The 20,567-nt window shown below is 73.8% G+C and carries 17 protein-coding genes; 11 read left to right on the top strand and 6 right to left on the bottom strand.

From position 1 onward, the window contains the following. Nucleotides 1-57: 57 nt before the first annotated feature. Both Pdca_RS03695 and pdxH read right to left on the bottom strand, forming a co-directional pair. On the bottom strand, nucleotides 58-1,467 hold the full coding sequence (locus Pdca_RS03695; RefSeq protein WP_197719912.1) for an MFS transporter: 1,410 nt from the start codon (nucleotides 1,465-1,467) through the stop codon (nucleotides 58-60). A gap of 48 nt (nucleotides 1,468-1,515) precedes the next feature. Beyond that, nucleotides 1,516-2,169, bottom strand: a complete 654-nt coding sequence (gene pdxH / locus Pdca_RS03690; RefSeq protein WP_085914477.1) for a pyridoxamine 5'-phosphate oxidase — start codon at nucleotides 2,167-2,169, stop codon at nucleotides 1,516-1,518. Between the two features lie 196 nt (nucleotides 2,170-2,365). Between pdxH and Pdca_RS03685 the strand changes: the two genes are divergently transcribed. Next, nucleotides 2,366-3,508 (top strand): citrate synthase 2, encoded by a 1,143-nt coding sequence (locus Pdca_RS03685; RefSeq protein WP_085914476.1) that lies wholly within the window; start codon nucleotides 2,366-2,368, stop codon nucleotides 3,506-3,508. 9 nt (nucleotides 3,509-3,517) lie between these two features. Here Pdca_RS03685 and Pdca_RS03680 read toward each other — a convergent pair whose 3' ends face one another. Both Pdca_RS03680 and Pdca_RS03675 read right to left on the bottom strand, forming a co-directional pair. After that, nucleotides 3,518-4,417 (bottom strand): DUF7847 domain-containing protein, encoded by a 900-nt coding sequence (locus Pdca_RS03680; protein WP_085914475.1) that lies wholly within the window; start codon nucleotides 4,415-4,417, stop codon nucleotides 3,518-3,520. A 211-nt stretch (nucleotides 4,418-4,628) separates the two neighbouring features. Further along, nucleotides 4,629-5,903 carry an MFS transporter gene (locus Pdca_RS03675; RefSeq protein ID WP_085914474.1) on the bottom strand — a complete coding sequence of 425 codons (1,275 nt, stop codon included), beginning with the start codon at nucleotides 5,901-5,903 and terminating at the stop codon, nucleotides 4,629-4,631. A 71-nt stretch (nucleotides 5,904-5,974) separates the two neighbouring features. On the opposite strand from Pdca_RS03675, the gene Pdca_RS03670 reads away from it, so the two are divergent. The 3 genes from Pdca_RS03670 (at nucleotide 5,975) to sepH (ending at nucleotide 10,527) form a co-directional block, all read left to right on the top strand. Then, nucleotides 5,975-6,967 carry a GlxA family transcriptional regulator gene (locus Pdca_RS03670; protein ID WP_085914473.1) on the top strand — a complete coding sequence of 331 codons (993 nt, stop codon included), beginning with the start codon at nucleotides 5,975-5,977 and terminating at the stop codon, nucleotides 6,965-6,967. Nucleotides 6,968-7,034: 67 nt separating this feature from the next. Next, the gene (gene serC / locus Pdca_RS03665; RefSeq protein WP_085914519.1) at nucleotides 7,035-8,171 is read left to right on the top strand and encodes a phosphoserine transaminase; all 1,137 of its coding nucleotides are present in this window, start codon (nucleotides 7,035-7,037) and stop codon (nucleotides 8,169-8,171) included. 334 nt (nucleotides 8,172-8,505) lie between these two features. After that, nucleotides 8,506-10,527 (top strand): septation protein SepH, encoded by a 2,022-nt coding sequence (gene sepH / locus Pdca_RS37430; RefSeq protein WP_197719911.1) that lies wholly within the window; start codon nucleotides 8,506-8,508, stop codon nucleotides 10,525-10,527. Between the two features lie 124 nt (nucleotides 10,528-10,651). On the opposite strand, the gene Pdca_RS03655 is transcribed toward sepH, so the two are convergent. Beyond that, on the bottom strand, nucleotides 10,652-11,458 hold the full coding sequence (locus Pdca_RS03655; RefSeq protein ID WP_232021401.1) for a TrmH family RNA methyltransferase: 807 nt from the start codon (nucleotides 11,456-11,458) through the stop codon (nucleotides 10,652-10,654). A 168-nt stretch (nucleotides 11,459-11,626) separates the two neighbouring features. On the opposite strand from Pdca_RS03655, the gene Pdca_RS03650 reads away from it, so the two are divergent. The 7 genes from Pdca_RS03650 to Pdca_RS03620 all read left to right on the top strand — a co-directional run bounded on the left by Pdca_RS03650 (nucleotide 11,627) and on the right by Pdca_RS03620 (nucleotide 18,917). Then, nucleotides 11,627-13,114 (top strand): glutamate-cysteine ligase family protein, encoded by a 1,488-nt coding sequence (locus tag Pdca_RS03650; protein ID WP_166665893.1) that lies wholly within the window; start codon nucleotides 11,627-11,629, stop codon nucleotides 13,112-13,114. A gap of 206 nt (nucleotides 13,115-13,320) precedes the next feature. After that, entirely contained in the window at nucleotides 13,321-14,763 is a 1,443-nt protein-coding gene (locus Pdca_RS35290) for a hypothetical protein (RefSeq protein WP_125911247.1), read from the top strand. Beyond that, nucleotides 14,760-15,296 (top strand): hypothetical protein, encoded by a 537-nt coding sequence (locus Pdca_RS03640; protein WP_085914469.1) that lies wholly within the window; start codon nucleotides 14,760-14,762, stop codon nucleotides 15,294-15,296. The genes Pdca_RS35290 and Pdca_RS03640 overlap by 4 nt, the downstream gene beginning before the upstream one ends. Further along, complete coding sequence (locus Pdca_RS03635; RefSeq protein ID WP_085914468.1) at nucleotides 15,284-16,414, top strand: VldE C-terminal domain-containing protein; 1,131 nt, start codon at nucleotides 15,284-15,286, stop codon at nucleotides 16,412-16,414. Before Pdca_RS03640 ends, Pdca_RS03635 begins: the two co-directional genes overlap by 13 nt. Further along, the gene (locus Pdca_RS03630; RefSeq protein ID WP_085914467.1) at nucleotides 16,411-16,962 is read left to right on the top strand and encodes a hypothetical protein; all 552 of its coding nucleotides are present in this window, start codon (nucleotides 16,411-16,413) and stop codon (nucleotides 16,960-16,962) included. Before Pdca_RS03635 ends, Pdca_RS03630 begins: the two co-directional genes overlap by 4 nt. A gap of 15 nt (nucleotides 16,963-16,977) precedes the next feature. Further along, complete coding sequence (locus Pdca_RS03625; RefSeq protein WP_085914466.1) at nucleotides 16,978-17,922, top strand: glycoside hydrolase family 16 protein; 945 nt, start codon at nucleotides 16,978-16,980, stop codon at nucleotides 17,920-17,922. Nucleotides 17,923-17,987: 65 nt separating this feature from the next. Then, entirely contained in the window at nucleotides 17,988-18,917 is a 930-nt protein-coding gene (locus tag Pdca_RS03620) for a glycoside hydrolase family 16 protein (RefSeq protein ID WP_085914465.1), read from the top strand. 183 nt (nucleotides 18,918-19,100) lie between these two features. On the opposite strand, the gene Pdca_RS03615 is transcribed toward Pdca_RS03620, so the two are convergent. Then, nucleotides 19,101-20,534, bottom strand: coding sequence for an NCS2 family permease (locus Pdca_RS03615; protein WP_085914464.1), 1,434 nt, complete (start codon nucleotides 20,532-20,534; stop codon nucleotides 19,101-19,103). Nucleotides 20,535-20,567 lie beyond the last annotated feature (33 nt).

Genomic DNA, 20,567 nt, shown 5'->3' with positions numbered 1-20,567 from the left:
GGTTCAGCCGCACACGCTAGCCCGCCGCGCCGAATCCGCAGAACGCGGCGACGAGGGTCACCCCGGATCGCGCCCGGCGACCGGTGCGCGATATCGCCAGAACTCCGGGAACCGGGCCACGACGACCAGCGTGCCGACGATGACGGCCAGCCCGCCGAGGGTCGCGGTCGTCCCCGGGCCGATCACGTCCGCCGACGCGCCGTGCCACATGTCGGCCAGACGCGGCCCGCCGGCGACGACCACGATGAACACGCCCTGCATCCGGCCGCGCATCTCGTCGGTGGCGACGGTCTGCAGCATCGACGACCGGTACACCGAGCTGACCAGGTCGCCCGCCCCGGCGACGGCGAGCGCGAGCACCGCGAGGAACAGCGACCCGGTGAGGCCGAACAGGGCGATCCCGCCGCCCCACACGCAGATGGCCACGACGACGGCGACCCCCTGGCGTTCCACCCGCTGCAGCCAGCCGGACAGCACCCCGCCCGCGACCATCCCGATCGGGATCGCCGCGAACAGCATGCCCAGCGCGATGCCGCCGCCCGGTGGATCACCGAAGGTCTGCTCGGCCATCTCCGGGAACATCACCCGGGGCATCCCGAGGCCCATCGCGATCACGTCGACCAGGAACGAGACGAGCAGGATCCGGTGCATCCCGACGTAGCGGAAGCCGTCGACGACCGCCCGCAGCCCGACCTTCGGCCTGCGGCCGCCCGCGGCCTGCGCCGAGCTGGGCAGCGGCGGCAGCCGCCAGGTCGCCCACAGCGTCGCGAGCAGCGCGATCGCGTCCAGCAGGTACAGCATCGGCAGGCCGATGATCGGGATCAGGATCCCCGCGAGCAGCGGGCCGAGTACCGCCCCGACCTGTACGACGGTCATGTTCAGCGCGTTCGCCGCCGGCAGCTGCTCGGCCGGGAGCAGTCGCGGGATGACGGCGCTGCGGGTCGGCTGGTTCATCGCGAGCATCGCGGACTGGATCGCGAACAGCACCAGCACGAGCCACACGTCGCCGACCCCGCTCGCCGAGACCACCCACAGCGCCAGCGAGGTCAGCGCGATCCCGGATCCGGTGAACAGCAGCATCACCCGGCGGTCGACGGCGTCCGCGATCGCACCGCCCCACAGCCCGAACACGACCAGCGGGACCAGGCCGAACAGCCCGGTCAGTCCGACGTACGCCGACGACCCGGTCATCTGGTAGATCTGCGTCGGGACGGCCACCACGGCGAGCTGGGCGCCGATCACGGTGACGATCCCGGCCGTCCACAGCCTGCGGTACGCGGGCGTGCGCAGCGGCGTGGTGTCGGCGAACGCCGACCGCAGCGCGCCGGTGAAGCGGCCGCCGGCACGGACCCGGCGGGTCGGTGCGTCGGCGGAGCTCTCGTTGACGACCGGCCGGGTCGGCGACTCCCGGTCACCGCCGGGAACCGGCTGCGTCGGCCCGTCGTCGGGATCGTTGCGCTTGCTCACGGGACCACGTCTACACGGGGTCTCCCCCGCGCCGCCTCGGGGTTCCCCTTACGGGGCGAGCCTGCGGACCGTCCAGCGGTCGTCCCGCCCGATGTCGAAACGGAGCCGGTCGTGCATCCGGTCCCCGCGGCCCTGCCAGAACTCGACCTGCCACGGCACGATCCGCCAGCCGCCCCAGTGCGGCGGGCGCGGGATCCGCTCGACACCGTCGAACCGTGTGGTCACGCCGGCCAATGCCTGGTCGAGCACGTTGCGCCCGGCGACGACCGTCGACTGCGCGGACGCCCACGCCCCGAGCTGCGAGCCACGCGGACGGGTCGCCCAGTAGGCGTCGGACTGGGCCTCCGAGCAGCGCTCGACCCGCCCGGCGAGCTGCACCTGCCGATGCAGGTCGTACCAGGGGAACGTGACGGAGGCGACCCTGGTGCGGTTCAGGTCGTGGCTCTTCGCGGACGTGTAGTTCGTGTAGAAGGCGATGCCGCCGGAGTCCAGACCCTTGCACAGCACCGTGCGCGACGCCGGTGTGCCGTCCGGGTCGGCGGTCGCCAGGACCATCGCGTTCGGCTCGGCCAGGTTCGCCTCGCGGGCCTCCTCCAGCCAGACGGCGAGCTGTTCGTGCCAGGTGGGGGCGAGATCAGGGACGTCGAAGGGCCGACCGGCGTAGTCGATCCGCATCCTCGCCAGTTCGGGCGCGTCCGTCATGGGTCCCCTCCCCCTCGTGCGTTCCCGGCCGGGTGTCGCAGGTTCGACGGTAGGCGGCGGCCGGGCGCCGGGGCACCCGCCGAACGGCGTGTTCCGCGACGCGCCGGTCGGGTGACCGATGACACCGGTGCCGCACGTTGCCGACGCGGACACGCCCCGAGCATGGTGATCGCGAGCCCGAGCCGAAGGAGCCCCGGTGACCGTGACCGAACCGTCCCACGCCGTACCCGCGCCACCTCCCGGATTCAAGTCCGGTCTCGAGGGGCACGTCGCGTTCCGGACCGAGATCGCCGAGCCGGACAAGGACGGCGGGTCGCTGCGCTACCGCGGCGTCGACCTGGAGGACCTGGCGGGCGTCGTCACCTTCGGCGACGTGTGGGCGCTGCTGGTGGACGGCCGGTTCGGTCAGGGACTGCCGCCCGCCGAGCCGTTCCCGATCCCGGTGCACGCCGGTGACGTCCGGGTGGACGTGCAGGCGGCGCTGGCGATGCTCGCCCCCTACTGGGGCTACCGCCCGCTGCTCGACATCGACGACGCCGAGGCCCGCGACAACCTGGCCCGGGCCTCGGTGATGGCGCTGTCCTACGTCGCCCAGTCGGCCCGCGGGATCGGGGTCCCGGCGGTCCCGCAGGCCCGGATCGACGAGTGCTCGACGATCACCGAGCGGTTCATGACCCGCTGGCGCGGCGAGCCGGACCCGCGGCACGTCGCCGCCGTCGACGCCTACTGGGTGTCCGCCGCCGAGCACGGGATGAACGCCTCGACCTTCACCGCCCGGGTGATCGCCTCCACCGGGGCCGACGCCGCGGCGTCGTTGTCCGGTGCGATCGGCGCCATGTCCGGGCCGCTGCACGGCGGTGCGCCCGCCCGGGTCCTGCCGATGATCGACGAGGTGGAGCGGACCGGGGATCCGGCGGCGCTGGTCACCGGCCTGCTGGACCGCAAGGAGAAGCTGATGGGCTTCGGGCACCGGGTGTACCGGGCCGAGGACCCTCGGGCCAGGGTGCTCCGCCGCACCTGCCAGGAGCTGGGTGCGCCCCGGTTCGAGGCGGCCGCCGAGCTGGAGCGGACCGCGCTGGCGATCCTGCGGGAACGACGCCCGGACCGCCCGATCGAGACCAACGTCGAGTTCTGGGCCGCGGTCATCCTCGACTTCGCCGAGGTGCCACCGCACATGATGCCCGCGATGTTCACCTCGGCACGGACGGCGGGCTGGTCGGCGCACGTGCTGGAGCAGAAGCGCGAGGGCAAGCTGGTCCGCCCGTCCGCCCAGTACATCGGTCCCGGTGCGCGGCACCCCCGCGAGGTCGAGGGCTGGGACGGCGTCGTCGTCCGCTGACCCGCGCCGTCACCACCCCTGGGCGGCCTCGCGTGCCAGGTCCAGGTCGTAGCGCTCCCGCCGGATCCGCTGGTCCTGGTGCAGCAGGCCGATGACACCCGGTCCGACGGCGAGCGCCAGCGTCATCAGCACCGTGCTCGCGAGCAGAGTGCCCACGACGATCGGGGCCGGCCCGGCGCCGGCGATCGCGAGACCGATGCCGAGGAACATCAGCGGCAGCATCACGACCATCCCGGCGACCATGAGCAGCAGCACGGCGAGCAGCTGCACCCCGAAGAACCGCCACCAGGAGCCGCGGACCAGCTCGACCGAGCGCCACAGCGCGTCCCGCAGCCCCAGGCCCTCGACGACGATCACCGCGGTCGCCGGGTAGAGCAGTACCCCGATCCAGGTGAGGGCCAGGTAGCCGACCAGCATGATCAGTACCGCGACGACGACGGCCACCCCGCCGGCTCCGGCCATCGGGACGGCGACACCGACCAGCAGCAGGATCGGGACGAGGCCGAGCAGGGTCAGACCGATCTGCAGGCCGTAGAGGCTCGGCAGCCGGGGCCGCGTCGTCGCCCACGCCTGCGCGAGCGACGTCCCGCGGCCGAGCACCGCGGGCCGCAGCGCCGAGAGCACCATCCCCAGCATCGGCGGGAGCACCGCGGCGTAGAGCAGGCTCAGCGGGATCGCGGACACCAGCGAGTCGACGAAGACATCGGTCAGGCCCTGACCGGGCTCCGGCACCGCCGCGCCGGAGAGCTGGATGCCGTACTGCGTCGCCCCGATCACCAGCGCGACCAGGAACGCCGGGCCCAGCACGACGAGCGGGTACCGCCGGGCGAGCCGGACGGCGCCGCCGACGATCTCGAGGGCGTCCAACGGGCGCAACGGGACGATCCCGGGCCGGTCCTCGTCGGTCATGCGCTCTCCTGCGGTCGTCGGCGGGCACCGGGACCGGTGCCGCGGCCGCATCGGGGCCGCGGCGCGATGGTGCCGGGCCGGGCCGGGTGCGCGCCCACCGGGGCGCGCCGGGTGCGTGCCCACCGAGCCGGGCCGGGTGTGCCCACCGAGGCACGACAGGCGCGTGCCCACCGGGGCGCGCCGGGAGCCGCCGGCCGGCCCGGTGGCTTCCTCAGGCCGCGACCGCGACCCGGCGGCGGATCGCGATCGAGAGCACCGCCGCCACCAGGCAGAGCACCGCCCCGCCGTACCAGGCGGCGTCGTAGCTGCCCAGCGCGTCCCGCACCAGTCCGGCGCTGAGCGCCGCGACGGCCGCGCCCACCTGGTGCGCGGCGAAGATCCACCCGAACACGACGGCCGACCGGGCCCCGAACTCGGCCCGGGCCAGCGCCATCGTCGGTGGCACGGTGGCCACCCAGTCCAGCCCGTAGAACACGACGAAGGCGAGCATGCTGGCGTTCAGGTCCGTGCCGAACAGGGCAGGCAACGCGAACAGCGACACCCCGCGCAGCGTGTAGTAGGCGGCCAGCAGCAACCGCGGATCGAAGCGGTCGGTCAGCCAGCCGGAGAACACCGTCCCGACCAGGTCGAAGACCCCGACGACGGCGAGCAGCGACGCGGCCGTGGTCGCCGGCATCCCGTGGTCGTGCGCGGCCGGGACGAAGTGCGCCTGCACCAGGCCGGCCGTCGTCGCCCCGCAGATGAAGAAGCCCGCGAACAGCAGCCAGAACGTCCGGTTCCGCGATGCCTCGACCAGCGACCGCAGCGCGAGCGCGGCGGCACCGGTGCGCTGGGCGGGGACGACGTCGGCCGCGGTGCCGCCGTAGGGCAGCACACCCACGTCGGACGGCCGGTCGCGCATCAACAGCAGCACCACCGGTACGACCGCCAGTGCCGCGACCGCCGTGACCAGCGCCGCGGGCCGCCATCCGGCCGACTCGACGACCAGCGCGACCAACGGCAGGAACACCAGCTGCCCGGTCGCCGACGCGGCGGTGAGGATCCCGGACACCAGACCGCGGCGGGCCACGAACCAGCGGTTCACCACCGTCGCGACCAGCGCGAGGGCCATCGATCCGGTCCCCAGCCCGACGATCACGCCCCACAGCAGCACCAGCTGCCAGACCTGCGTCATGAACACGGTGCTGCTCGCCCCGGCGGTGACGAGCAGCAGCGCGACCGTCACCACCCGGCGCACCCCGAAGCGCTCCATCAGCGCGGCCGCGAACGGCGCCGTCACCCCGAACAGCGCCAGGTTCACCGCGATCGCGAACGAGATCGCCCCGATCGACCAGCCGAACTCCGTGTGCAGCGGCTCGACCAGGACCCCGGGCGTCGACCGGAATCCGGCCGCGCCGAGCAGCGCGAGGAACGTCGCCGCGGCGACCCACCAGGCCGGGTGCACCCGGCGTGCCCGTCCCGCCGTACGCGGGCGTGCCTCCGTCATGGAGATCAGCCTGCGCCGTCCCGCCCGATCATGACAGTGGCCGATCGGACGACATGTGCAAAGATTCGGCCATGCCCGCCACACCGCACCGGGTCGGGGTGCTCGCCGTCGACGGGGTGATCACCTTCGAGCTCGCGATCCCGGAACGCATACTCGGCACCACGACCGGCCCCGGCGGCGCGCCGCTCTACGACGTGCGGGTCGGCTCCGTCGACGGCGGCCCGGTCCGCACCAGCTCCGGCTACCGGCTGCTGCCCGAGTACGGCCCCGAGGTGCTCGACGGCGCGCAGACCCTCGTCGTTCCCGCGATCGCCGGGCCGCACGCGCCCGGCCCCGCGGGTGGCCCGGAGCTCGGGCCGGACCAGCGGGTCCTCGACCTGCTGCGCCGGGTCTCCGGGCGCGCGCGGATCGTCGCGATCTGCACCGGCGCCTACACCCTCGCCGCGGCGGGGCTGCTCGACGGCCGCCGGGCGACCACGCACTGGGCGCACGCCGCCCGGCTCCGCAGGCGGTGCCCGCAGGTGCAGCTCGATCCGGACGTCCTGTTCGTCGACGACGGCGATCTGCTCACCTCCGCCGGCGTCGCCGCCGGGATCGACCTGTGCCTGCACCTGGTGCGCCGTGACCACGGGGCGGAGGTCGCCGCCGCCACCGCGCGGCGCAACGTCGTCGCCCCGTGGCGGGAGGGCGGGCAGGCCCAGTTCGCCGAGAACCACACCCCGGAGGCGACCGGGACCGACACCGCGGCCGTGCGCCGGTGGGCGGTCGAGCATCTCGACCGCTCCCCCGGTGTCGACGAGCTCGCCGCACGGGCGTCGATGAGCGTGCGCACCTTCACCCGCCGGTTCCACGCCGAGACCGGCACCAGCCCGGGCCGCTGGCTGGCCGCTCGACGGCTGGACCGGGTGCGGCGGCTGCTGGAGAGCACCGACCTGCCGGTCGAGCAGATCGCGGCGCGCACCGGATTCGGCACCACCGCCGCGCTGCGGCACCGGTTGCGCGCCGAGATCGGGATGGCGCCGCTGGCCTACCGCCGTGCGCACCGGCCGCCGCGGGCGGGCTGAGCCGGCCGGTGTGGTCCGGCGCACCACAGCCGCTGCACCGCCGTACGGTGCTGCGACACTGGCACCCGTGACCTCTCCTGCCGACCTGAAGATCCCCACCGATCTCCTGCCGTCGGACGGCCGCTTCGGATGCGGTCCGTCCAAGGTGCGCCCGGAGCAGCTCTCCGCGCTGGCCGCGACCGGCGACTCACTGCTGGGCACGTCGCACCGGCAGAAGCCGGTGAAGAACCTGGTCGGACGCGTGCGGGCCGGGCTGTCCGAGCTCTTCTCGCTGCCCGACGGCTACCAGGTCGTCCTGGGCAACGGCGGATCCACCGCGTTCTGGGACGCAGCGGCGTTCGGCCTGGTCCGGCAGCGCTCGCTGCACCTGGCCTACGGCGAGTTCTCGCAGAAGTTCGCCGACACCACGACCGGGGCGCCGTTCCTGGCCGACCCGGTGATCGTCTCGACCGCCCCGGGCACCGCCCCCGCCCCGGTGAGCGACCCGTCGGTGGACGCGATCGCGTGGGCGCACAACGAGACCTCGACCGGCGTCGCGGTGCCGGTCACCCGCCCCGCGGACGCGACCGACGACCAGCTCGTGCTGATCGACGCGACCTCGGGCGCCGGCGGCCTGCCGGTCGACGTCGCACAGTCCGACGTCTACTACTTCGCGCCGCAGAAGGGCTTCGCCTCCGACGGCGGGCTGTTCATCGCCCTGATGAGCCCGCGCGCGCTGGACCGGGTGGCGGAGCTGAAGGCGGCCGCCGATCGCTGGATCCCACCGTTCCTGTCGCTGGCCACCGCCGTCGACAACTCCGGCAAGGACCAGACCTACAACACCCCGGCCGTCTCGACATTGTTCCTGCTGGCCGAGCAGATCGACTGGATGAACGGTCTCGGCGGGCTGGACGGCTGCGTCGCGCGCACCCGTGACTCGTCGGACCGGCTCTACTCGTGGGCCGAGAAGAGCACCTTCGCGACGCCGTTCGTGACCGACCCGGCACACCGCAGCCAGGTCGTCGGCACGATCGACTTCGACGACGCGGTGGACGCCGCCGCGGTCGCCGTCGCGCTGCGGGCGAACGGGATCGTCGACACCGAGCCATACCGCAAGCTGGGCCGCAACCAGCTCCGGATCGGCATGTTCCCGGCGGTCGAGCCCGCCGATGTCTCGGCGCTGACCACGAGCGTCGACTGGGTCGTGGAGCAGCTCGGCTCCTGAGCCGGACAGCACGACGACGGCCGGGCCCGGAGCACGCGGGGCCCGGCCGTCGTGTGTCCGGATCAGGTATCCGCACATCGGGGTTGCCTCGGGCCGGCCGTCCGTTGCGCGATCGATAGACACTCGTTGTAGTCACAGTAGTAACATCCGCCCCAATTGCATCTTGTGTCACGCATCATGGAAGTCTGAGCACGGTGAGTGAGACCGGCCCGCAGATCCCTCTGCCAGGTGGGTGTCGTCGACCAGGCGGAACTCGCACGGCGCGCCTCACTCGGCACGGAGCTGCAGGCATCTACCGTCACCCGGACGGGGACGACAGCGGGAGGTCTGATCGATGCGCGCGTTGCGGGTCGTGGGGGTGACCGGGGACGGCTCGGTCGTCCTCGAAGACCCGGGGCGCCGCGAGCGCTACACGGTGCCGGCCGACGAGCAGCTGCGAGCTGCCGCACGTGGTGACGTGACCCGGCTCGGCCAGATCGCGATCGAGTTGGAGAGCCAGTTGCGCCCACGGGAGATCCAGGCCCGAATCCGGGGCGGCGCGTCGGTCGACGAGGTCGCCGCCGCGGCGGGCGTGCCGACCCAGAAGATCGAGCGGTTCGCCTACCCGGTCCTCCTCGAGCGGTCCCGCACCGCCGAGCTCGCGCAGAGCGCACACCCGCAGCGGGCCGACGGCCCCGACTCGCGCACGCTCGGCGAGACCGTCGCGCACACCTTCGGCCTGCGTGGCCAGGACTTCACCGCCGCCGGCTGGGACTCCTGGAAGGGCGAGGACGGCAAGTGGGTCATCGTCCTGACCTGGCAGACCGGCCGCTCCGACAACGCCGCGCACTGGGCGTTCCAGCCCGGGGCACACGGGGGCACCGTCGCCCCGCTGGACGAGCACGCCTCCGATCTCGTCGAGGGGCTCCCGGCGCGGCCGCTGCGGCCGCTCGGCTCGGTCGTCGACCTGGCGCGTGACGACGAGCCCGTCCACGACCACACCACCGAGGCCGCCCCGGCCCGGGCGGTCGCCGGCGGTCAGGCACACCCCTCGGCCGACTCCTGGGCCGGTCGCGGCATCGCGCCCGAGCAGCGGCGTTCCAGCCTGCCACCGCGGCCGCGGGTCGAGACGTCCACCCGGACCAGCACGACGCGTCCCGACGAGAACCGGCCCCCGGCCGCCGCGGCACCGGTGATCCCCCGGGTCGAGCCGGTCGACGACACCGAGCGCCGCACCGCGGACGAAGGCGAGGGCGCCCCGACCTCCGGCGCGGACACCGAGCAGGACGGCACCCCCGCGCCGGCAGCGGCCGGGACTGCGGCGGCAGGCGACGGCACGGGCGATCGAGCCGTGGCCGGTGGTGAGAGTGGCGCCGGGGCAGGCGCCACCGCCGGCGGTTCCGGGGCCAGCGGCTCCGGCGACAGCAGCACCGCCGACAGCGGCTCCGGAGACAGCACCGCCGACAACGACGCCGCCGACAGCAGCCCGACGGTCGGCACCGTCGCAGCGGGCGGTGCAGCGACCGTCGGTGCAGCAACTGCCGGTGCAGCGAGCACCGGCGCGGACCGCGCCAGCACGGACGCGACCAGCGTGGCAGGCACCGGCACGGCTGTGGGCGGCGCGGCGACGAGTGGCACGGCGACGAGTGGCACCACGGTCGGCGACGCAGCAACCGACGGCGCGACGATCGGCGACACCGCAGCCGGGAACTCGGCGAAGACCGGCAACGCGGAGACGAGCGGCGCCACCGGTGGCAACGCGGCTGCGGGCGACACCGCAACCGGCAACTCGGCCGCCAACGGCACCGCGACCACGGACGGCGGCACAGCCGCCGGCGCGACCAAGGACATCGTGGCGGTCGGCGACACCGCGACCGCAGGATCCTCCGACGCGGCAGCAGCGGCAGCAGATGACGCGGCGAAGGGCCGCACTGCGTCCGACGGCACTGGGCCCGACGGCACTGGGCCCGACGGCACTGGGCCCGACGGCACTGCGACGGAGGGTGGCGCGACGCCCGCCGCGACGCCCAGCAGCGCAACCGCTACCGGGACACCGGCCGAGGACACCACCGACCGGGGCTCCGCGGCCGAAGCCACTGCGGCCGAAGCCACTGCGGCCGGGGCCACAGCCGACCGCGATGCGGCACCGGCTCGTGACAGTGCCCCGAACCCGACCGACGAACCTTCCGCCGACCAGCAGCGGGGCTCCGGCAACTCGGAGTCCGAGCAGGGCGCCGGCACCCCGGAGCAGGACTCGTCCGCGCCCCAGGACTCGTCGTCCCGCCAGCGCAGCGCGGCGTCGCGGCGGACCAAGAAGGGCAAACCGGTCATGCCGTCGTGGGACGAGGTCCTCCTCGGCGTCCGCGGCCAGCGCTGAACCATCTCGCACGGGTTCGTCGCGTTCGCACGGGATCCGATCCCGTGCGAACGGGGTGATCCCGTGCGAACGCGGCGATCCGGTGCGAGCGCGGCGACGCTGCCGGGGGCGACGGCGCCGCGAGTCAGCCGCCGGTGACGGCGTGGAACGCCACGGCGGCGGCGGTGGCGACGTTCAGCGAGTCGACCCCGGAGGCCATCGGGATCCGGATCCGCCGGTCGGCCGCGGCCAGCGCCTCGTCGCTGAGCCCCGGCCCCTCGGCCCCCAGCAGCAACGCCACCCGCGCCCCGGCGAGTCCGGCGGTCGCCAGCGGCTCGGCGTCCGCCGCCGGGGTCAGCGCCGCGACCGTGAAACCGTGCGCACGGAGCGTGTCGAGTGATGCAGGCCACGTACCCGCCAGATGGGTGAACGGCACCCGCAGCACATGCCCCATCGACACCCGGACGCTGCGCCGATAGAGCGGGTCGGAGCACCCCGGCCCGAGCAGGATGCCGTCCACCCCCAGGGCGGCGGCGTTGCGGAACAGCGAACCGAGGTTCTCGTGATCACCGACACCCTCGCAGACGGCGACCGTGCGGGCCCGCCCGAGCAGCTCTGCCGGATCCGGCTCACCGACCCGGTCGGCCACCGCGAGAACGCCCCGGTTGAGGTGGAAACCCACCGCCCGGGCCATCGTGTCGGCGTCGGTGGAGTAGGCCGGTACGTCCACCCGGGTGAGCTCGTCGGAGAGCTCCTCCAGGCGCCTCCGCACCCCCAGCAGCGAGCGCACCGGATACGGCGACTCCAGCAGCCGCCGCACGACGACCACGCCCTCCGCGATCACGAGGCCGCGGCCACCGGGCCGATCGGGGCGCCGATCGGCGGTCGTGAGGTCACGGAAGTCGTCGATCCGGGGATCGTCCGGGGTGTCAACCGGCGTGAGTATGGCCACGAGGGCCGATCGTCCCATGTCACTGACCGTTCACCGCTCCCGGTCGCCCGGTCAGCCGGTACCGCCCGGTCCGGCGATATGTCACCGTGTAGTGCCTCTCCCTTCGGAACCGGACCTGGTCCGGGAGGGTGAGGAGGCGCTCCCCGTTCGATGGAGGTCGGTTCACGCATGGGTCAGGTGGTCGACCGGACGACGTTCACCCGGCGCGACCGCCAGCGATACCGGATCAAGGTGCAGCGCTGTCTGGACTCCCTGGCAGACATGCTCCGCACCTACCCCTTCCCCGAGACGGAACCGATGACGGGGGTGGAGGTCGAGTTCAATCTCGTCGATCCGGAGCTGGCGCCGTCGCTGAACGGTCACGACGTTCTGGAGACGATCAACAGGGGCGAGTGGCAGACCGAGCTCGGCCGCTGGAACCTCGAGCTGAACCTGCCACCCCGCCCGCTGCCGGGTGACCAGTGGCGTCAGCTCGAGCACGAGCTGCTGGACCTCCTCGCCGGAGCCGGCGCCAAGGCCGGTGATCTGCGCACCCAGCTCGTCATGATCGGGATCCTGCCGACCCTCGACCCGGGCCACATGGTCGGTGAGTCGATCACCGCGGACGACCGCTACCAGGCGCTCAACGACCAGATGCTCAACGCCCGGGGCGAGCCGATCCGGATCGACATCACCGGCAGCGACCCCGACGAACGGGTCAACGCGGACTTCGACACGATCATCCCGGAGGCCGCCTGCACGTCGCTGCAGCTGCACCTGCAGGTGGCGCCGTCGGAGTTCGCCCGCTACTGGAACGCGGCGCAGTGCCTGGCCGGGGTCCAGCTCGGCCTGGGCGCGAACTCGCCGTTCCTGCTGGGCTCCCAGCTGTGGGCGGAGACCCGGATCCCGCTGTTCGAGCAGTCCTGTGACGTCCGCACACCTGAGTTCCACAACCAGGGTGTACGGCCGCGGGTCTGGTTCGGCGAGCGCTGGATCGACTCGGTCCTGGACCTGTTCTCCGAGAACGCCCGCTACTTTCCGGCCCTGATGCCGTTGACCACCGACATCGACCCGGTCGCCCAGATGCGCGACCACGGCTTCCCCGAACTGCCCGAGCTGACCCTGCACAACGGCACGATCTGGCGCTGGAACCGGCCGATCTACGACAGTACGGGGCGTACCCCGCACGTCCGGTTGGAGAACCGGGTGCTCCCCGCGGGACCGACCACAGTCGACATGGTCGCGAACGCCCTGTTCTTCTACGGGCTGCTCCGCACGCTCGTCGAGTCCGATCAGGAACTGTGGCGGTCGGTGTCGTTCGAGGCGGCCCGCGAGAACTTCCAGACCGCAGCCCGGCACGGCATGCAGGCTCCCCTCTACTGGCCCGGCACCGGCTGGATCAGCCCGGACGAGCTGGCGCTGCGCAAACTGATCCCGCTCGCGCACGAGGGATTGGCCCGCTGGGGTGTCAGCGAGGCCGTCTGCGACCGCTATCTGACGGTGCTGGAGCGGCGCTGTGTGACCCGGCAGACGGGTGCGTCGTGGCAGCTCGACACCGTCGCCGCCCTGGAGGCCCGCGGCGCGGACCGGATCACCGCGCTGCACGGGATGCTCGAGCGCTACCTACCCCATTCCGCCGCCAACGAGCCGGTGCACACCTGGGAGATCCCCGGCTGATCCCGGGCTGAACGTTCCCAACCGGCTTCGCCATCGCGAAGGGCCCCAGCCGAAGCAGCACGGCACGGGCCGCGTGTTCCTACCGTCCTCCATCGCGCGACCGCCCCGGGCGCGCGAGGAGGTCGGAGCGCCATGTCCGTGCAGCAGCCGCCGGAACCGCAGTGCGGCACCCGGTCGTCCGGTCCCGCCCACCGGTGACGCGGCCGATGTCCCCGTTCCGCATCTTCGGCCGGTCCACCCGCCCGGTCGACGACGGCCCCGATCCCTGGCTGGACGATCCGCCGCCCGCCCAGGCCCACCACCCCGGTCCGCCGCCGCCCCCGGCCCGCCCCGCGACGGCCGCAGCCCGGCCCGCGCTCTGGACGCCTCGGCGCCCGCCGCAGAGTCCGCCCGCCGATCCGGAGCCGGTCACCGACCCGTTCGGGTTCCCGCTCGTCCAGGACCGGGTCGGCAACCCCGGCACCGGCTGGGGCCCACCGGCGGGTGATCCGCTGTCCCCGTTCGCCCCGGCTGGAGATCCGCTGTCGCCGTTGACCGCGGCGAGGCCCGGGCCGCACGCCGCGGACGGAGCACCCGGTGGGATCGCGCCGGAGCCGGGTGGGGCCGCGATCATCGGCACCGCGATCATCGGCGCCGCGGCCACCGGCAGCCCCACAGCGGACGCCACGCTCGGCGCTCCCCCGCCCGGACACCGGGACGACCGATGGCTCACCGGCCCGCAGCCGCCGGGTGCCGTCTCCCCTGCGCCGCCGGTCACCGCTGTCCCCGCCGGCCACCCGGCTACCACCGCCGCCCCCTCCGGCACGGCCACCCCCGGCACAGCCACCCGCTCCGGCACCGCCACTGCCCCCGGCGCAGCCGCCCCCTTCGACACGGCCGCCCGGCCCCAGCCGGACACCGCGTCCGTGCCCGGCCCGACGACTCCGCCGGCCGTGGACCCCCGGCCCGGCGCAGCGGCCATACCCACCACCGAAGCACCGGACGGCGCTCCGGAACCGGCGACCGGCACCCGGCCGGACACCACCGACCCCACCACCGACACGACCACGGAGCCCGCCACCGAACCGGAGCGCGCGCCGGAACCGCCCGCAGCCGACGCCCCGGCCGCCGGCCAGGACACCGGCTCGGACATCGAGTCGGGCGCCGAGCCGGCTGCCGGGACCGCGATCGATCCCGCCGAGGCGGCCGCGCTGGCCGGAGCGTTCGCGGTCGACCTGCTGTCCTGGGACGAGGACGATCCGGCCCGCCGCGGGCACGCGCTCGGCGCCCACCTGGCGTCCCCCGAGGGGGCGGCCCTGCTGGGCTGGACCGGCACCGGCCGGCAGCGCGCCGATCTGGTGCTGCCCGGGAGCGTCCGGGGCGACGGCGGGCGGGTGCAGGTCGACGTCCGGGTCCGGATCGTCCCGTACCGCCGGGTCGGCACCCGCAGTCCGGCTGCTCCCGAGGTGGAGCCCGAGCAACCGCTCGGTGAACCCGCCGCCGCACCCGCGCCGTCGGCCCGCGGCTGGCGCGGGCTGGCCGCGAGGTGGCTGCGGATCGAGGTGACCATCGCCCGGATCGGCGACCGGCTCGTCGTCGACGCGGGCCCGGCAGCGGAGCCCGGACCGCACACACCGAGCCCGCACGATCTCGCCGGGCGACCCCGGTGACCGGTACCCAGCGCATCCCGGCGGTCGGCGGCCTCGCCGGCGGCGTCGGCACCACGACCGTCGCGCGCGCACTGCGGGCCCACGATCTCGGCGTCGTCCGGGGCTCCGATCTCCTGCCGGACGTGCTGCTGTGCCGGGACACGGTCGCCGGGCTCGCCGACGCCGCCCGGGTCGCGCCGGGGCCTGGGCCCGGCGCGCCGGTGCTGGCACTGCATCCGGGATGGAGCGAACCGGACGGGTTCGACGCCGACGCCGCGGGCACCGGCTGGGCCGCCGTGGTGGCGCTGCCCGCGGTGCCGGGATGGGTCCGCTCACCCGATCCGTGGTCGGACGCCGCGACGGTGCTGACCCGCTCCGCGCCGTCCACCGCGATCCGCCGGTACGCCGAGGCGCTCGGCCGGATCGTCGCCGCACTGACCGCCGGGGACCGGCTCGCGCGCCCGCTCGTCACCGGTGGGTCCGGGGGCCTGCGCCCGCTGCACGGGGCCGTCCCGCTCCCCCGGACCGGACCCGGTGACCCGTGCGGGCACTGATGCTGGTGCCTGCCCTGCTCGCCGCGCTGCTGGCGGCGCCGGGTCCGGCCGCCGCCGAGCCTCCGGAACCGTCCGGGATCGACCACGAACGGGTCCCCGAGGCCGCCCGGCCGCATCTGCCGCTGATCACCGAGCTCACCACCGATGGCTGCCCTGAGCTGCCGGCCGCCTGGGTCGTCGCGCAGGTGCAGGCCGAGTCCGGCTGGAACCCTGAGCTGCGGACCGGCTCCGCGGTGGGGTTGCTCCAGGTGTCCGAGCGGACCTGGACCGCAGCGGGTGGCGCCCCCTGGCCGGATCCCGCGCTCACCGATCCCGCCGCACATCTGCGGACCGTCGTGCCGTGGCTGTGCGCCACGCTGCGCGCCGCCGCCGGGCACCTGGCGACCACACCGAAGGACGTCACGGTGCTCGACGCGATGCTGGTCTGCCACATCGCGGGCTGCCGCCGGGTCAGCGGATCGGCGAACGGGATCCCCGCCGCAGGCGAGGCCGGCTGCTCGCAGGCGTGCGCGTCCGCGGTCCGCCGCTACCTCGACGCGGTGCACGAGCTGGTCGCCGGCTACTCGACCGGCACCCCGCAGGCCACCCCGGAGACCGCCCCGCCCAGCGATCCCGCGGCCGCCGATCCCGGGGCCGCCCCGCCCGCCGATCCCGCAACGGCCGCGGCGCCGGCCTGGACCGGCGGGGAGACGGCGTGCGGCGAGCCCGACCCGGTCCGGTCGGACGGCTGCCTGACCGGCGCCACCGCGCACGGCCTCGCCGCCGTCCGGGCCGCCTTCGATCCGGTGATCGACACCGTCGGCTGCTGGGACGAGCACCCGCGCAACCCCCGCTCCGACCACCCGAGGGGACTCGCATGCGACCTGTTCACCGGCCCGGCCGGACGCTTCCCGGAGGAGCCGGACCTGGCGGAGGGCTGGCGGATCGCGCACTGGCTCGCGGCCAACGCCGAACCGCTGCAGATCCGCTACCTGATCTGGCAGGGCCGCTACTGGGATCCGGCGGTGCGCGAGGACGGGACAGGCTGGGGGCGTCGCTACACCGGTGGCGCCGTGTACGACACGTCCGACCCGACCGGCGGGCACTACGACCACATCCACGTCAGCTTCGCCCAGTGACGGCGGTGCTGCTCGCCGCCGTACTGGTCGTCCCGGTGGCGGTGCTGGTGCTCGTCGTCCTGCCCGGTGATCCGTCGCCGGCCGGTGTCCTGAGCGTGGACGACCGGGCCGCGCTCGCGGATCCCGGACCGGAGCGGGGCCCGGATCCGCGGCGTCCGGCGGTGCCGCCGTCGTCCCCCGAGGCCGTCGCCCGCGCCTACCTGGTTGCCGCCCACGGCGCCGCCCCGGACCCGGCGGAGCGGACCCGCCGCGACGCCGTCGGATACGCCACCCCGGCCGGCGGCGCCGGTTTCCCGGTCCTCGATCCGCCGGGTGCGGGCGAGCGCCGGATCGCGGTCGTCGACGCGCTCGAACCGGCGGGGACCGATCCGGTCCGCGGCCGGGTCGCGTTCGTCGCCGAGGTCCGGACGACGACCGCGGCGCTGGGCGCAACGCCGCGCACCGAGCGGTGGCGGACCCGCGTCGTGCTGCACCGCGACCCGGCGGGCCGCTGGCTGGTCGCCGCCGACACACCGATCACCCCCGACACGCCCGACGTGGGCGACTGACCCGAGGAGCGGGCGATGACCGCCGACGAGCTGGAAGAACTGATCAAGAGACTGGTCGCGAAGGGGGTCACGGTGCTGCTGCTGGTGCTCGGCCCCGGTGGTGAGCTGATCGGGGTGACACCCGGCGACACCGGCTCGCCGCCGGGTGTCTCCGAACAAGTCACCGAACAAGTCACCGAGCAGCTCACCGGGCAGTCCCTCGGCCAGGACACCGAGCAGGACGGGTACCCGGAGCCGGACGATCCGGGCGGCCGCGCGACGGACCCGGCACCATCGGGGAATGACACCAGGAGCGACGAGGTGAGCAGAGCAGAGGGCACCGGCACCAGTGCCGCCGAGCAACTCGGTTGGGGTGAACCCGTCCGCTCGGACGACTTCGACGACGGCCTCTCCGGCTGGAACATCTACGACGGCCCCGGGCACGCGGGCAACGGCCGCCGCACCCCGGACGCGGTCGGCGTCGCCGACGGCATCCTCACGATCACCGGCGACGCCGACGGCAACACCGCCGGGATGGCCTGGACCGAGGGCAGCCAGCGCTACGGCCGCTGGGAGGGGCGGGTGCGGGCACCGGCGTCCGACCCGTCGTACAACGCCCTGCTGCTGCTCTGGCCGACCGCGGAGAACTTCCCGGTCGGCGGCGAGATCGACTTCATGGAGATGATGGACCCGTCCCGGCAGGAGACGAACATCTTCGTGCACTACGGGGCGGACAACTCCCAGATCGACGGCTCGGTCGGCATCGACGCGACCGAATGGCACAACTGGGCGGTCGAGTGGACCCCGGACCGGATCACCGCCTACGTCGACGGCGAGCAGTGGTTCGAGACCACCGACCCGACGGTCCAGCCACCCGGCCCGATGCACCTGTGCATCCAGCTGGACTGGTTCCCGAAGGGCGGCTCGGTGCAGGAGTCGTCGATGGAGGTCGACTGGGTGCGGCAGTACGCGCTCGACTGACTCTCAGCGTGGCCACAGGCCGTCCTCCCTAGCGTGTTGCGGGTCGCCACGAGAAGGAGGACGGCGTGCAGCAGAAGGCACCCGAGCGGGCACGGCACCGCACGCCGGATCCCGAGGCGCCCAGCCGGCGCAGGTGGCCGACCGTCCTCGGTGCGCTGCTCGCGGTGGGCGCACTGGCCGGCGTGGTCGTCGTCGCCGCGTCCGTCGAGCTGACCGGCGGCTCCGAACGGGACACCCCGCCCGCCGCAGCCCCGGCCCCCGAGGAGTCCCCCGGCGGGATGAACGACCAGCTGCGGCCGGACCAGGTCGGCGCGCTGGCCCCGGCGTCCCGCTCGGAGGCCGAGGCCGGTGTCCGCAACAACTGGCAGATGATCGCCGGCGACGAGTTCGAGGGCACCGAGCTCGACCTGGACCGGTGGGCCCCCTACACCGGCGAGACCACCGGCGGCGTCGGCAGGCACCTCGCCGAGAACCTGTCGGTCCGCGACGGACGGCTGCTCCTCACCAGCCGCGGTCTCACCTCGGCGGGCCTGCACTGGAAGGGCGGCATGCAGTACGGCCGCTGGGAGATCCGGGCCAAGACCAACCCGGGCACCGGCTACGGCGACGTGGCGCTGCTCTGGCCGGTCGCCGAGGACTGGCCGATCGGCGGTGAGCTCAACTTCATGGAGATTCCGAAGGGCGACCGCTCCGAGACGCACGCGATCGTCCACTACGGATCCGACAACAGCCAGGTCGGCAAGACGATCACCGGCGACTTCACCGACTGGCACAACTACGCCGTCGAGTGGCTGCCGGACCGGGTCGTCTTCTACATCGACGGCGTCGAGGTGTTCCGGACGATGGATCCCGACCACATCCCGCCGCGCCCGATGCACCTGGCCATGCAGCAGGACATCGGCCCGTACGGCAAGGACTGGATCCCCCCGCTCGACGAGACCTCCCCCGATGAACTCGACTTCGAGGTGGACTGGGTGCGCATCTACGCGCCCTGACCGGCGGAGCACCGTCCTCGCTCGGCGGCGGGACGGTGTGACTGGGGAAAAGAAGAAGGCCCCGGCTCCTCCAGGGAGCCGGGGCCTTCTCCTGTCCCGAACTGACGCGCCGCTCCCACCACGAAGCGACGTGCATAAGTTAGCTCAGCCTTGCCTTACCTCGCAAGGCGTGGCGGGAAAGTTCTAGCCGAGCAGCTCGCGCAACGGTCCCACGCCGAAGTACCCGACGAACAGCACCGCGACCACCCACATCAGCGGGTGCACCTGCCGGGCCCGTCCGGTCGTCGCGGCCAGCAGCACGTAGGAGATGAAGCCGGCGCCGATGCCGTTGGCGATCGAGTACGTGAACGGCATGACGACGACGGTGAGGAACACCGGGATCGCCGTCCGCAGGTCGTCCAGCTCGATCGAGGTGATCTGCCGGAACATCAGCGCCCCCACCACCACCAGTGCCGGTGCGGCGGCCTCGACCGGCACGATCGCGTACAGCGGGGTGAAGAACATCGCGAGCAGGAACAGCAGGCCGGTCAGCACGTTCGCCAGCCCGGTCCGGGCGCCCTCGGCGATGCCGGCCGCCGATTCCACGAACAGCGTGTTCGACGACGACGACGCCGCACCACCCGCGACCGCACCCGCCCCCTCGACGACCAGTGCCCGGCCGACGTTCGGCAGCTTGTCCTGGGCGTCGTTGAGCCCGGCCTGCCTGCCGAGCCCGGTCAGCGTGCCCATCGCGTCGAAGAAGTTCGCCAGCACCAGCGTGAAGATCAGCAGCACTACGGTCAGGATGTCCAGCCGGGCGAACGCGCCGAACGACACCTCACCGACCAGCGACAGGTCCGGCATCCCGACGATCTGCGACGGCAGCTCGGGCACCGCCAGCGACCAGCCCCCCGGGTTGTCCGGCCCGCCTGGGCCCACCCGGGTCAGCGCCTCGACGACGATCGCGATGATCGTGTTCAGCACGACGCCGATCAGGATCCCGGCCCGCACCCCACGCGCCACGAGCACGCCCACGATCAGCAGGCCGAGCACGAACACGAAGGTCGGCCAGGACGCGATCGACCCGTCGATGCCCAGCCCGACCGGCACGGTGGTGTTGGCGGCGTCGGGCAGCCGGCGCACGAAGCCGGAGTCGACCAGCCCGATCATCGCGATGAACGCCCCGATGCCGACCGCGATCGCCGTCTTCAGCTCGGTGGGTACGGCGTTGAAGACCGCCGTGCGGAAGCCGGTGGCGGCGAGGATCACGATGATGAAGCCGTTGATCACGACCAGGCCCATCGCCTCCGGCCAGCTCATCAGCGGGGCGATGGTCACGGCCAGCAGGGTGTTGATCCCCAGCCCGGTGGCGATCGCGAACGGGTAGTTCGCGAGCACGCCGAAGAGGATCGTCATCACCCCCGCCACCAGCGCCGTCACCGCGGCGACCTGGGCCAGCGGCAGGATGCCGCCGAGCGCGTCGGTCTTGGCCGACGGGTCGGTCGCGGTGACACTGCCGAGGATCAGTGGATTCAGGACGATGATGTAGGCCATCGCCATGAAGGTGACGAGTCCCCCGCGCAGCTCCCGGGGGATCGTGGACCCGCGCTCGGAGACGCGGAACAGGCGCTCGATCACGGCGACACCCTAGACGCGGCGAAACGCTGGGCG

It is taken from the genome of Pseudonocardia autotrophica (assembly GCF_003945385.1).
Taxonomy (GTDB): Bacteria; Actinomycetota; Actinomycetes; order Mycobacteriales; family Pseudonocardiaceae; genus Pseudonocardia; species Pseudonocardia autotrophica.
Note: the sequence above shows the minus strand (reverse complement) of the source record. Positions and strands in the feature narration are given on the sequence as shown.